Consider the following 13,755-nt stretch of genomic DNA (forward strand, 5'->3'; position numbering starts at 1 on the left):
ATCCTAAATTAGACTCCCAAGTAGATAGGTCGTGACAGTCCAAAAGTAAAAAGATAGAATGTGTTTCTTTCTTTATTACTTTTTTAACTGTATATACATACATAGAAAGGAGTGCTTCAACGAAAATCATCTATTTCTTTGGGTAAAAAGAAAAGATTAACGGAGGTATGTGGATGAAGAAAATTGTAAGTATTTCAATTGTAGTTTTATTAGTGTTAACGATGTTTGCTGGGACAACATTTGCAAACCAACCAGAAGCGAAAGGGAATCAGAATTTTGTTGAAGGTGAACTAATTGTTTCGGTAGAACCGAAGAAAAAGGCCGACGTCTCGATTCAAAGCTCGGATAGTTTAAAAGGAAATGAAGATGTCTTAAAAGCATCAGGATTTTCAATTATTGATTCACTTCACGTAGAGGATACCTCAATCAAACCACTTATTAGTAAAAACTTTAATAAAAAAGTAGTCGAAAAAATGGGCTTGGTCTACTTAATTAAATACTCTCCAGATACGTTTAAATCTAGCAATATAGCAAAAAAAGAATTGAAACAACAACTAATGGACCTTGGTTTCAAAGTGAGATATATTTCCGAAAACCATAAGATGATGGCAATTGAAGGGACAGCAACAATCCAAGCTGTTCACCAGAATCAGCAATGGCACTACAACATGATTAAGGCTCCACAGGCATGGGGTGTGACAAACGGGTCTAGCGCAGTGAAGGTTGCGGTGTTGGATACAGGAATTGACCATAATCACCCTAGCTTAGCAAATTTTGTAAACACAAGCTTAGGCAGAAGTTTTGTAGGTGGTACGACAATGGATGTTCAAGGTCATGGTACCCATGTTGCGGGAACGATTGCTAGTTATGGATCTGTTTCTGGCGTAATGCAAAATGCCACCCTTATTCCGGTAAAAGTATTAGGTGATGATGGAAGCGGTTCGTTGTATGGAATTACACAAGGAATCTTATATGCTGCCGATATTGATGCAGACGTCATCAATATGTCACTTGGTGGCGGTGGATACAATCAGAGTATGGATGAGGCTGTCCAAACAGCTGCTGCACAAGGAACAATCGTAGTTGCTGCATCTGGGAATGATGGAGCATCTAGTATTTCATACCCGGCTGCATACAGCAGTGTAATTGCAGTAGGGTCTGTAACATCGAATCGTACACGTTCAAGCTTCTCAAATTATGGGTCAGGATTAGAGCTGATGGCACCGGGTTCAAGTATTTACAGCACCTATCCAAACGGCCGTTATTCAACATTATCGGGGACATCAATGGCTACTCCTCACGTGGCAGGGGTAGCAGGATTAATAAGAGCAGCGAATCCTAACATCTCTGTTTCTGAAGCAAGACAAATTTTACGTGACACAGCACAATCAGCAGGAAGCTTTACTCAATATGGGTATGGTATTGTTGATGCACATGCAGCAGTAGTGGCTGCTTCTGGAGGGGGCGGATCAACACCTCCACCACCGCCTGCATCAACAGAAACAGTTACAACCGTATTTACAAACTATAGCTACTATTACCGTGGTGAGACCATTCATGTTTCAAGCACAGTAAAGGATTCAAATGGAGCTGCCGTAGCTGGCGCAACAGTGAATTTCAAAATCACTCGTCCAAACGGCACAACGATTACTTCAACTGCTACAACAAACTCTTCAGGTGTAGCGACTTGGTCTGTTGGAACGAGCTACTCCACAGCAACAGGTACGTATCGTGTGGATGCAACAGCATCAAAAAGCGGGTACTCTAGCAGTTCGGCTTCTAAAACATTTAGAATCTATTGATCCGATAGTAATGATACCAAACATGAAGGGGCCAAATCTTGGCCCCTTTTTCGTTTACCTATTTTTTCGAATCTCTTTATTTATTTTACGTAGTGCTTTTTTTGAACCTCGTTCAAGATCGTGATTTTGTTTTCTTGTCTTATAATCAATGAATAAAGAATCTAACTCATAACCATCTGGGTATAACTCAGTAGCTTTAACCTCTAGTTCTAGCCGCTTTTCATGTACCTCGATAAACTGATTCTGATAAAAAACAGTGACATTATAAAATTTGTCCTTTTCTTGGTAAACAATTCCAAAGTCTTCGTGATCAAGTAGTCTGACTCGATCCCCTTTTTCATAATCGACTGAGTTCCTTACTTTATCTGCAACAATTTTTGGTTTTCTCATTTTGCTTTCATGTAGTCGTTCTAGCCCATATTCTTTATTTTTCATATAGCCTAAGGCCCGTGACAGCACATGTTCAGGTACATTCATCTTCCGTGATATCCATAAGGCGTTACTGTCTCCAGATTGACCAATAAGGAGCTTATACAATGGTTCGAGAGTTTCTGAGTTAAATTGCATGGCTGCATTCATAAAGTCACTATGCATTTCGGAAAAGCGTTTTATTTCGCCATAATGTGTAGTAGCTACTGTCATGCATCCTCTTAGATAAAACTCTTCTAAAAGGGAAATCGCTAAAGCCGCTCCTTCATTTGGTTCCGTCCCACTGCCAATTTCATCAAAAAGGAGTAGGGTATTGTTATTTACTTGGCGTAGAATCTCTGACAAGTTCTTCATATGAGACGAGAACGTACTAAGTGCATTTTCGATACTCTGATTGTCACCAATATCCACGAAAATATGGTCAAATACTGCAATTTCCGTTTCCTTTGAAGCAGTAATATGAAAACCTGACATTGCCGCTAACGTAACAAGACCTATCGTTTTTAATACAATTGTTTTTCCTCCAGCATTTGGTCCGGTAATGATTAAACTACGATAATCCGTTCCAATCTCAAATTGAAGTGGAACTACATCGCCAGAGAGTAAAGGATGCTTGCAATTTACTAATTTGATGTGACCATAATCATTTAATCTCGGCTCTATTCCATTTATGTGTCTGCTATATTTTGCCTTCGCGAAAATCATATCGTATTGGGAGATTAGCTCGATATTGATTTTAATAGGCTGGAGTTTTTCTGCCACTATTCCAGTTAACGTTGCGAGTATTTGATATTCAATTACTTCCTCTTCTGATTTCAATGAGGCTAATTCAATACTTAGTTTTCCGACCACTTGTGGCTCCATAAAGACGGTCGAACCCTTTGATGATACTTCGATAACCGTACCTTGTACTTGATTTTTGTAAGATGATTTAATAGGTATGGTAAATCGGTCATCCTTTATACTAATTATGAATTCTTGGATGAATTTTTTGTTTGTGCTGCTGTTTAAGAATTTATTTAATCGTTCTTTAATTTTTTGCTCAGTTGTTTGAATTTGATACCTAATCCGTTTGAGTTCTTTACTGGCAGCTGAATCAACCTGATTATTTTTAATCGAAAAATTAATTTCTTCTTCAATATCTATGAACTCTGTCATGGAATTAGCATACGACGCAAGTGTGGGTGCAGAAAATTCTTTGTCAGTCATGAACACTTTAATTTTACGACACCCTCGTAAAAAATCCGAAATACTGACCAACTCAGAAGGGTCTAAAATCATGCCTTTTTCTAATTTGGTAATAAGATGTTCAATGTTTGACACACCTGTAAAAGGGGCAGTTCCACCTGCATCAAGGATGGCCCGTGCTTCCGTTGTTTCTGTTAACCGATGTTTGACAATCTTTATAATAGGACTAGGTGATAGTTTATCGATTAGTTGTTTACCTAGACCACTAACACAGTACGTTTTTACGATTTCTTTAAGTTCGTTAAATTGTAATTTTTCAAATGTACCTATATTCATATTTTTTTCTCCTCAATGAGATATTTTGATCAGCACTGAAGATACCTACAGGTTAGAACTCTATACAAAAAAAGCTACGGTAGCTACCGCAGCTTTTATGATTACAGGCAAAAGTAGGTACATAAATAAAACTATATATAAGATATAGTTTTACTCAGGAGTCTACACGCTTGTTTATAAAATGGGGTAGGTATCTTCATAGGTGGAAATAAGACATAACAAAATAAAGGGTCTGAAATGAACAGAATTCCTTGTTAGTTCTCATCCTTATTTCCTTTTATATTTCTCCTATTTAGAAACTACCGCACTCACAAATAAGCACCTCTTTATATGATTTATACTCATTGAATTCTTACTCTTATCAATATTATAATGCTAATTTTTGGAAAAGTAAAGTAGGTAAACAACTACTTTATCCCACATACAATCCCTTTAAAAAGCTTGACAACTCTTCTGCAGACTGGAACTTAAAAGAATACCCGTATTGGATTGGGCCTTTTCCTGTATTTTGTCTCTTTGGAAATTCTCTAAAGGACGTATTGTGTGAGTATCCAGCAGATTTTTCTAGTAAGTTCTGATTGGCCTCCACAATTGCAGGATGAACTGCAATCGTAGCTTCTTGGAAGGGAAGTAAATAGATAATCCCACCATTTTTCGTATGTACAAATTCAATTGATTTTGTTGTCTCTCTTGTTAATTCGTAGTAATTTTCTTTAAATGCTTGAATTAAAGATTCCATAGTAACTCCTAACTAGAGCGATAAATCTCTCTATTTTTATAGTTGATGGTTTTATTTTACTATAATAGAATAAAAGTTACTAAATTTATGAAGAGGTATTATATGAAAAAGAAACTAATGTTTAGTTGCATTGGAATTTTGCTGGTATTTATAGTGCTATTCGGAGTGTATAAACTAATGAATTCAAGGGAATTCCAGTTATTTGGGGGTCTTACGCAACAGGTAGAAACTAATCAAAAGGTGGTTGCATTAACTTTTGATGATGGGCCAACAGAGAATGTGCACGAAATACTACCTCTTTTAGAAAAGTACGATGTGAAGGCGACCTTCTTTTTAATCGGACAAGATATGGAGAAATTCCCAGAAGAAGCACAACAGATTGTTGGAGCGGGGCATCAGGTTGGGAATCATACCTATTCCCACAACCGAATGATTTTCAAATCACTATCCTTTATAAAAGAAGAAATTGAAAAAACGGACCAACTTATTCGGTCTGCAGGTTACGAGGGGGAAATCGATTTTCGCCCACCAAACAGTAAAAAACTTGTAGGACTACCTTATTATCTTTCCAAACAAAACAAAGAAACAATTACAATGAACCTCGAGCCAGATAGTTATTTTGCAGCATCCGATGAGAGAATAGAGTATGTGAAAGATAAAATTACACCAGGGTCTATCATCTTGATGCATCCAATGTACGAAGAGACTGATAAGGTGCTGGAAGAGATTGAGGGTATTATACAGGCGTTACAAACTGAGGGATATACGTTTCTAACGGTGAATGAGTTGCAGAAGTTGTAGGGAGTTACAATGATACGTTAGTAGTTTCTTTTTTAGTTCTAATGATTCACAATTAAATTAACAAAGTAGATTCGTATGGTTATTGTAGCTAGGTTGTAGAATTCCATTCGATACATCCATAATAAGGAAAAAATGACCTCGATTTCGGCAATAATTATAATAATTTTCCACTCACGAATGGAATTCTACCAAAAAAATGAAAAAAGCATACGTATATACGTATGCTTACAGTTCTTAAGAGATAAGTTCCCTGAGATCCAGGCTGCTTTTGATGTGAAGATGGGGGCTCAGCAATCATTTATTCCTTAATCTGTATTTTCCGGTTTTTAAATGACCCGGAATGTTCGAGCGTGATATGCACTTCAATTGACTTTATGCTATCTTCACGTAGGAAGGTATCCTGATCGTTAAGCTTTTTCCAATCGGAGTGATATTTTCTATAAATCAGGTGCTCCAAGTTTAAAAAATCAATCTCTGCAATAGAATGCTTGAAGTTTCTCTTCATTCTCGGTTGGAATAAACGTAATATCGGCATAGTTATTGAAAAATCGTGCTACTTCATTACATGTTAACGTCCCATCTGCTAAAAATTGATCTATTTGTTTCATGTTCATATGTTCTGAATTCCTTTCTTCATCGGCAAGTAGCTAATAATCAGCAATGCCAACGAAACTAACACCCCAAAAACAAAAGCAGCTGGATAAAAGTATTTTCCAATGATTGTTTGCACCCATATATCACTTAACGGAAGTAACGTCAGTAACCCTAAAAGAAGGGAAGAGACAACAATCATGTGCTTTTTTTGAGACAACATCGAAAGGCCTCCCATATCCATAAGAAGGTAGAGGCCTAACGAAACCCTGATGATTTCACCACTTAGTAACTGAAATAAGCCAAAAAGTCAACATGGGAAATATATTCTCCCAAGGTAATAAGTCGCCATTGTTCAAAGGCGGGAAATCGCTTGTCAGATGCAACAGCAGGACCAAATGAAGACAAGGAGCCCATGGTAGGGCCAAGTATCAAGCCAACTAATATGGTTATAAGTAAGAATAGGTTCATCAATGAAAATGATTTTTTTAAATGATGCTGAAGAAGCAGAAGTACAAGCAAATCCGCACTCCCACCAAGAATGATGATTGTCCCATATACAACTGGTTGATAGCCCTCAACGAGAACAGGGAAAAGATACGAATAATCTTTTTCTTCCATTGTAAACGTAGCAACAAATATCCCGACTACCCAAACAATCGGCAATAAAACAGATGAAACATAGACTATTGATTTTAAGCTACTATAAGCGGACCAAGCACTAATAAACAGGAAAGGGAACATCACCACAAAGGATGGGGTTCGGGGTAGAAAATAAATATTAATGGATTGAAGTAAATCATAAAAAGAAATTGTTGTAATCAAGAAAACAAAGGCTGAGAGGATGCTACTAATAATACGGGAAACCGTGACCCCAGCACGTGCCTTTATCCATTCATAAAGTCGTAATCGCTGATGATTTTTTTCATAATCAAATTAAGGATATATCCCCAAAACTGTATGAATACATAAGCAACCAATGCGCATATCCATGCATCCCGTTTACCTGTTGTGAGCAAATGAGGCATGATGAGAACATGATTGGAAATTCCGATAAAAAGAATAAGAACAAAGAATAATTGAGTTCGAGAAAATTGCATACAAACACCGCCATTTACATTCCACTATTGTTAGGTTTTGCTTGCGCTTCCAAATTATGCATAGCATAAGAAAGAGACAAAGCTTCACCTCAACTTAAGATTAGAAAATAGGCATCAGTAAAAAGGAAATCTCAGAATCCGAGGATTTAACTTGATAGAACGTAATGATTTTTCATTAACCGTGATAGTAGTCCACACGAATAGGTAAAAAAGAAATACACTATGTAAAAGCTAGAATTGGGGTGTAATTCTGGGTAGGTTAGAGGTTTACGGTTTAAGCCATTACTCTAGGGAAGAAATCACATCATTCATTATGACTCATATTAAAGACCCTCTACAAAATCTTGATATAGAAATAAAAAAAATCGCTATAATTGGAAGTCGAATAAACAGGTATTTTTATGATGAAAGTGACTTGGACATTGCCATTGAGTATCGTGGGAATGAGAGGGAAGAGTATGTTTTTCTTACTTTAATGGAAGAGCCTTTGTATATTGACCATATCACTGTTGACTTTTTGCCATTCTGGGATAAAAAAAGTAATGGGATTGGAAATCGAAAGCAGGTTGTTCTTTTTGATGAAGCTATTCATTTCTAGTTGATTTTATAGGAGGTGGAGCTACTCGTGGGGAGCTTCACTTTTTTATTTTGAAACCTTTTCCGTTTTGAATCGTATATATACTATGACCGTAACGGAGGTAGATAAAGTGAAAAAACGATTTTTAGCTTTTTCTTTACTAGGATTGTTATTCCTTGGGGCTTGCTCGGTACTCGAGGATGTGAATAATACGGTTACTTATGTGAATGAAGCAACAGATTACGTAAATGAAGTGAGTACGTTTATTAATGATGCTCCTAGTCTAGCGGAACAAGCGGTTACTGATGAACAGGCAAGGGCTGATTTAGAAACACAACTAACCGAAATGCTTGAAGATATGGAATCATTCAATTCTCTTGAGGCACCCGGCATAGCCTCAGATCTTCATCAGCAAATTGTCGATTATAACCAACAGGCTATCGAAGGGATTAACGTCTATTTAGAAAATGTCGAGAATGGACAAATTGATCCAGCTCTCTTTGAAAATAGTGAACTCCTTATAAATTTACAGGAAATCACTAATACAATTGACCAAATTAAACAACTAGGTGAATAATGAACAGGCGCATCTCTCTTTGAGGAGTATGCGCCTATTTTTTATTTTTTACGACACTTTATCATTAAAAAGGTAAATGGAGGCTTATGATCCGCATGTTTATGTGGCTCAACAATTTTTGAAGTTTCGATGAGTCCGTAATCTCCAAATTCTTGCTTAATCGAGTCAGAATCATAAAAGAACATTTTGACTCCTTCCATAATCTCAAAATAGTCTTCACCGAGTTGTTTGCCCTTTCCATACATAGAGGCTTCTTTTGAAATCGTAGTAAATATCATATATCCATTTGGCTTTAACTGATTATAGCAATCTTGTATAAACTTCTGCCTCTCACTTTTACCTAATAAGTGAATAAGTGCATAACTAAAAATTCCGTCATAACGTTTGTCGTCAAAAGGCATATTGGATACTGAACCATGAAAGATAGGAATCGTCAGTCCATTTTGCCTTGCTAATTCGATTGCTGTTTTTGAAATCTCAATTCCTGTAACATTCATTCCGTTTTCAAGAAAAATCTTTGCATTCCGGCCATAGCCAATACCAGGAATCAATATATCTTTCACATTCTTTTCAAGGAAGAAGTCTTTTGTTAGTATCGCAGAGTCTGCAGGTTCATAGCCCCACATCATTTGATTATCTATAAAACTTGATTCCCAGAATTCTGTCATATGTTGGTCTCCTTTATTTATAGATGTGAGCTACTTGAGTAATTATCGCGTTGATGGTGATCCAATGGTTACATTGATCTCCTCCAAGTAGGATTTCTATATTTTGGATTTGTTGAATGATTTTAGGTACCTGATCTTGCAAAAAGCATTCGTATATTTCATTTCCGCATGTTTTTTTGGCAGTTATTCTTAAAAACCATCCGCAAGTGGAAAAGATTTACATAAAATGCGGTTTGGAAGACATGTTTTACCATATTTTGGATTTTGCGAATGGTTTTATATACCTGATCTAGCAAAAAGCATTCGTATATTTCATTTCCGCATGTTTTTTTGGCAGTTATTCTTAAAAACCATCCGCAAGTGGAAAAGATTTACATAAAATGCGGTTTGGAAGACATGTTTTACCATATTTTGGATTTTGCGAATGGTTTTATATACCTGATCTAGCAAAAAGCATTCGTATATTTCATTTCCGCATGTTTTTTTGGCAGTTATTCTTAAAAACCATCCGCAAGTGGAAAAGATTTACATAAAATGCGGTTTGGAAGACATGTTTTACCATATTTTGGATTTTGCGAATGGTTTTATATACCTGATCTAGCAAAAAGCATTCGTATATTTCATTTCCGCATTTTTTTTTGCTGTATTCTTAAAAACCATCCGTGAATGGAAAACATTGACATAAACTCCAGTTTGGAAGAATTGTTTTACCACATTTTGGATTTTGTGAATGGTTTTAGAAACCTGATCTGGCAAAAAGCATTCGCACCCTTGATTTCCGCATGTTTTTATGGCCGTTATTTTTAAAAACCATCCGCAAGTGGAAAGATTTACATAAAATGCGGTTTGGAAGACTTATTTTACCACATTTTGGATTTTGTGAATGTTCTTATATACCTGAATTAGCAAAAAGCATTCGCACCCTTCACTTCCGCATGTTTTAATCGCAGTTTATCTTGAAGACCATTCGCATATGGTAATATCATCCATAATATGTCGATTTCAAGACCTTTTATAACTTCACTTTGAATTTCGTGAGTAAATCCCTTTGTATGAACACGTTTCTTTTAAAGACCTGTTACATTTTGCCTAAAACTAACCAGTTAAACCACAAGGAAACAAAATGAAAGCATAATCAGATTAAAGGAAAGGTAAGACAATAGCAAGAAACAAGGCGCTTCTGTTGAAGAGGCGCCTTGTTCGCTTATATAGATTTACACCTAATAAACAAAATATATCAAAATCGAAGTTACTATCCCAATCCACACACTAAGCAAAATACAGTAACCCATAATATGGCGAATATGGAGGCCAACGATACTAAGTATAGGCAATGCCCAGAATGGTTGGATGAGATTTGTCCATGCATCTCCCCAGCCGACTGCCATTGCCACAACGGCAGGATCTACCCCAAGTTCCATTCCTGCTGGAACTTGTAGCGGACCTTGTAGTGCCCATTGTCCACCACCAGATGGAGCAAGGATATTTACAAGTCCTGCTGTCCAATAGGTGAAGACGCCAAATGATTCAGCACTAGACATAGAAGCCATCCCTTGAATAATTTTGTCCGCTAGTCCCGAACTTCCTAGTAATGCGATAATCCCGGCATAGAAAGGAAACTGAAGGATAATTGGCGAAATAGAACCGGCTGCGTCCTTGAAAGCCTGACCATATTGACCAAGTGAACGGTGGAAAATCAAACCCAAAGATAAAAACAAGATATTTATAAGATTAAGATTTAAATCAATGCTGTTCGAAAATTGTATAACCGTATAAACGATACCAATTAAACCAATTAAGATCCCCAATATGGGTGTGTTCTCAAGTCGTATTGCTGGTGTGTTAGCTTCCTCGGTAGTTTCCACCTCTGTCAGGGGCTTCTCCTTTATAGCGGTGTATGGAATGACATTCTTTTTTGGAGCCATTAGAAGAATAAAGATAGGTATGGTGAAAAGAAGAGCTAAGAAGATAGTAATTGTCCCTGGATGGAAGATTGTTTCAGATGTTGGAATGACATTCATGACATCTGCAAGGAAATGACCTTCAGTTGCGATTGTTAGACTAATCGAACTTGAGAGTCCAGCTGTGTAGAGCACGGTTGGAGCGTATGCACAAGCAACCAAAAGCGGGAAGTGGGCATTTTGATTCCTTTTTCCAACCTCACGAGCCACGATTGCCCCGACAACAACCGCTAATCCCCAGTTAATGTAATACGCAGCAGCGGAGATAAAGAATGTGAATAAATAGGCTTTCGTTGCAGTATTCGCCATAGCCGAGATTGCTTCTAACCCTCTACGAATAAAAGGAACCGATGCAAGTACCATCCCAGTCATAAGTAAAAGCACCATTTGCATGGTAAACGCTAAATACGTCCAAAACCCATCGCCATAAGACTGAAATAATGCCCTCGGATCGGCAGGAGCTGTAAAAAAGGCCAGAACAAAAACGAGCAATGTCATTAATACCGCAATTACAAAAGCATCTGGTAAGTAACGCTGTACCACTCGAGCAAAACGTTCAGACACTCTATTTAACATGTTTTTCCCTCCTTTTACTACAAAGGGTATGAGGGGGTATGATTGGATATGACTGCTATACTGGTCGGAATGTAAATAGATTTTAGATACGAATAAAGTCCTATTTTCCACTTTTTTGAAATGAATCATTGTTAGCACATTTAATCCGTCTTATAATAAATTGATAAATCACATGTTGACGGGGGAGTTAATTAATAATGAAGGCTCTCAGAACGGTAGGAAGTTATTTATTAATCGGCGGTTTTATTGGTGCCCTTATGTATTTAGGAAATAGATTAATAGATACGATAAAAACTAACTTTTTCAGTATTGAGTTAGTTCTGTTACTTGCGGGTATCTATCTTGCTTGTGTAGCATTTGGAATGTTATTTTTTTTAATAGCAGATACAAAATTGAACAGCATTCTGATGGCCCCATGTTACTATTTTTGGCCATGTTGTTTGTATTTAGTGCATTTCCTTTACTAAGACTAATAGATAAGGTATTTAAAACGAAGTTCATGGAAGGGGTAAACATGAAAGAATAGAATCACATTAAGCAACCTATAGCACTGGAGTAGGGGAACCTTTTACTAAATCAGTGCTATCTTTGTTAAGAAGATGCTATGACATACCGAAATTACCTATTAAAGCATAGCTTACTGAATTCCCTCTTAGTTAATATGGAAAGAAAGGAAATGTAGGGTGTGTTAGAAAGAAAACTATTATTCAATCATTCATTATTTCTTTTGTTGTACATTTCCTTGTTATAGGTGGAACATTGCTATTTGGATATGTTAAAACAAAAAAATATAAACCAGTAATAACAAATCAAGGAGAAAACGTAGAAATCCTACATCTAGAAGTAGCTTTTGGTGTGGGAGGATCTCCACTATTTTTGTTATTTACCTTTATTGGATTTGCTTTGATTTCTGGACTTCTTCTCATTTGCTGTCGGAAGATCTTAACAAAAAGGAGAAGGTAGGAACTATGTGGAATACACTTTATTTACCAAATAGGAGGTAAGTATGGCGAAGCGTATCTATATAGTTGGAGCAGTTATTACCCATAACGATAAAATCCTCTGCGTTCAGCGGGGACCATCCCAATTATTATCGTTAAAATGGGAATTCCCGGGTGGGAAAATCGAAACATGAGAGACGCCTGAAGAGGCACTTGATCGTGAAATAAAAGAGAAATGCTTTGTTCAATAGAAGTCGGTTCCCAAATTGATGAAACCGACTATGAATATGATTTTGGCATTGTTCACCTATCAACGTATGAATGCAAATTAATACAAGGAATACCAACACTCACTGAACATCTGGCACTTCAATGGTTGTCACCGGAAGAGCTTCTAAGGTTGGACTGGGCACCAGCGGACCTTCCGACAGTGAGAAAACTAGCCCAAATTAATGTACCTTATTTTTATTCAGTAGTAGAAAATGAATCTATGAAATGATTTACTTCCATACTCATTTCTTTATAACGAGTCCAATGAAGATAATGATGCCCCTCTAACGTAACAATTTTACTAGCTGGAGAAGGAGTTAGCTGTGTTTCATAAAAAGTTACCATGTTTTTACCATCGTCTGTTACTTCATCTTCCTTCGGTGTAAACAGTAATACGGGTATGGTAATAGGGAAATTCATCGTAACCGTTTTGTCGATATTATCATTTATTTCATTTATTTCATTTGCTTCATTTACGATATTTATGTTAATACCCTTCCAAGCGGAAATCGCCTTGGTGATTTTCCTATTTTCATAAGAATAAGTACCATCCTCACTAATAGGTAAAAAACCTTCGGGGTCAGCGATTAAGGCAAATCTGGCAATTCCTGTTGGTGCCACAAGCCCCAAATAACTTGGCATGCTAGGGGCATCTTCATTGAAATAGTTCAGTGCCTGAGGTAATGTTGGGTCGATTCCGATGATGGCTTTCACTTCTTCTGGATAGGTAGTAGCTAAATACATACTATAGATCCCAGAAATCGAATGAGGCATCAAAACATATGGCCCAGCAATGTCTGCTTTTTCTAGCGCCGTTCTGATTTCCGTTACGATGTTTTCCACTGTTCGATCCTTGTTGGTTAGATCGCTCCATCCGTACCCAAATGTTTCTACCACTACTACCTTATGTTTCTTAGATAATTCATTTATCAAAGGCTCGAAATCTAGTACTGGTGCAGCCGTTCCAAGACCGCTTAATAAAACAATCGTCTCCTCACCTTCACCTTGCGTATACACATGCATGTCCTTCCCATCGACTTCTACTAACTCCCCAATTGGAGGATACTTATTCTGTTCATAGACCGTCATAATGCTGTTTACAATGAACCACATCACCGGTGTAGCTAAGATAGCAAATAGAACCTTCCGTACGACAATCCAAAATCTAAACTTCCGTTTCGTTTTCATACATTTCACTA

The 13,755-nt window shown here is 37.0% G+C and carries 14 protein-coding genes and 1 pseudogene; 6 read left to right on the forward strand and 9 right to left on the reverse strand.

All coding sequences use genetic code 11. The features are described 5' to 3' along the window. The first annotated feature begins 173 nt into the window (after window positions 1-173). Window positions 174-1,802, forward strand: coding sequence for a S8 family serine peptidase (locus ACWNMY_RS18380; RefSeq protein ID WP_449539704.1), 1,629 nt, complete (start codon window positions 174-176; stop codon window positions 1,800-1,802). Between the two features lie 54 nt (window positions 1,803-1,856). On the opposite strand, the gene ACWNMY_RS18385 is transcribed toward ACWNMY_RS18380, so the two are convergent. Then, window positions 1,857-3,755: an endonuclease MutS2 gene (locus ACWNMY_RS18385; RefSeq protein WP_449539705.1), complete on the reverse strand. Its 1,899-nt coding sequence runs from the start codon at window positions 3,753-3,755 to the stop codon at window positions 1,857-1,859. 412 nt (window positions 3,756-4,167) lie between these two features. Next, window positions 4,168-4,494, reverse strand: coding sequence for a hypothetical protein (locus ACWNMY_RS18390; RefSeq protein WP_449539706.1), 327 nt, complete (start codon window positions 4,492-4,494; stop codon window positions 4,168-4,170). Between the two features lie 102 nt (window positions 4,495-4,596). On the opposite strand from ACWNMY_RS18390, the gene ACWNMY_RS18395 reads away from it, so the two are divergent. Continuing rightward, on the forward strand, window positions 4,597-5,295 hold the full coding sequence (locus ACWNMY_RS18395; protein ID WP_449539707.1) for a polysaccharide deacetylase family protein: 699 nt from the start codon (window positions 4,597-4,599) through the stop codon (window positions 5,293-5,295). Between the two features lie 467 nt (window positions 5,296-5,762). Here ACWNMY_RS18395 and ACWNMY_RS18400 read toward each other — a convergent pair whose 3' ends face one another. From ACWNMY_RS18400 to ACWNMY_RS18415, 4 genes are all read right to left on the reverse strand, one after another. Further along, entirely contained in the window at window positions 5,763-5,909 is a 147-nt protein-coding gene (locus ACWNMY_RS18400) for a hypothetical protein (protein ID WP_449539708.1), read from the reverse strand. Next, the gene (locus ACWNMY_RS18405; RefSeq protein ID WP_449539709.1) at window positions 5,906-6,109 is read right to left on the reverse strand and encodes a hypothetical protein; all 204 of its coding nucleotides are present in this window, start codon (window positions 6,107-6,109) and stop codon (window positions 5,906-5,908) included. Before ACWNMY_RS18405 ends, ACWNMY_RS18400 begins: the two co-directional genes overlap by 4 nt. A gap of 62 nt (window positions 6,110-6,171) precedes the next feature. Continuing rightward, window positions 6,172-6,777 carry a GerAB/ArcD/ProY family transporter gene (locus tag ACWNMY_RS18410; protein WP_449540485.1) on the reverse strand — a complete coding sequence of 202 codons (606 nt, stop codon included), beginning with the start codon at window positions 6,775-6,777 and terminating at the stop codon, window positions 6,172-6,174. Continuing rightward, window positions 6,774-6,986: a hypothetical protein gene (locus ACWNMY_RS18415; protein ID WP_449539710.1), complete on the reverse strand. Its 213-nt coding sequence runs from the start codon at window positions 6,984-6,986 to the stop codon at window positions 6,774-6,776. The genes ACWNMY_RS18410 and ACWNMY_RS18415 overlap by 4 nt, the downstream gene beginning before the upstream one ends. 313 nt (window positions 6,987-7,299) lie before the next feature. Here ACWNMY_RS18415 and ACWNMY_RS18420 point away from each other — a divergent pair, with 313 nt between their 5' ends. Continuing rightward, on the forward strand, window positions 7,300-7,584 hold the full coding sequence (locus ACWNMY_RS18420) for a hypothetical protein (protein WP_449539711.1): 285 nt from the start codon (window positions 7,300-7,302) through the stop codon (window positions 7,582-7,584). A gap of 109 nt (window positions 7,585-7,693) precedes the next feature. Then, complete coding sequence (locus tag ACWNMY_RS18425; RefSeq protein WP_449539712.1) at window positions 7,694-8,140, forward strand: DUF6376 family protein; 447 nt, start codon at window positions 7,694-7,696, stop codon at window positions 8,138-8,140. 41 nt (window positions 8,141-8,181) lie between these two features. On the opposite strand, the gene ACWNMY_RS18430 is transcribed toward ACWNMY_RS18425, so the two are convergent. Both ACWNMY_RS18430 and ACWNMY_RS18435 read right to left on the reverse strand, forming a co-directional pair. Continuing rightward, a complete protein-coding gene (locus ACWNMY_RS18430) occupies window positions 8,182-8,808 on the reverse strand; it encodes a class I SAM-dependent methyltransferase (protein WP_449539713.1) in 627 nt (208 codons plus the stop codon). A 1,220-nt stretch (window positions 8,809-10,028) separates the two neighbouring features. Continuing rightward, the gene (locus ACWNMY_RS18435; protein ID WP_449539714.1) at window positions 10,029-11,345 is read right to left on the reverse strand and encodes a short-chain fatty acid transporter; all 1,317 of its coding nucleotides are present in this window, start codon (window positions 11,343-11,345) and stop codon (window positions 10,029-10,031) included. 197 nt (window positions 11,346-11,542) lie between these two features. Between ACWNMY_RS18435 and ACWNMY_RS18440 the strand changes: the two genes are divergently transcribed. Both ACWNMY_RS18440 and ACWNMY_RS18445 read left to right on the forward strand, forming a co-directional pair. Continuing rightward, window positions 11,543-11,812 (forward strand): hypothetical protein, encoded by a 270-nt coding sequence (locus ACWNMY_RS18440; RefSeq protein ID WP_449539715.1) that lies wholly within the window; start codon window positions 11,543-11,545, stop codon window positions 11,810-11,812. A 539-nt stretch (window positions 11,813-12,351) separates the two neighbouring features. Then, a pseudogene (locus ACWNMY_RS18445) lies at window positions 12,352-12,785 on the forward strand ((deoxy)nucleoside triphosphate pyrophosphohydrolase). Here the strand turns inward: ACWNMY_RS18445 and ACWNMY_RS18450 are convergent. After that, window positions 12,752-13,744: an alpha/beta fold hydrolase gene (locus ACWNMY_RS18450; RefSeq protein WP_449539716.1), complete on the reverse strand. Its 993-nt coding sequence runs from the start codon at window positions 13,742-13,744 to the stop codon at window positions 12,752-12,754. The pseudogene ACWNMY_RS18445 and the gene ACWNMY_RS18450 overlap by 34 nt on opposite strands. Window positions 13,745-13,755: the final 11 nt, after the last annotated feature.

The organism is Ferdinandcohnia sp. Marseille-Q9671, assembly GCF_976954385.1.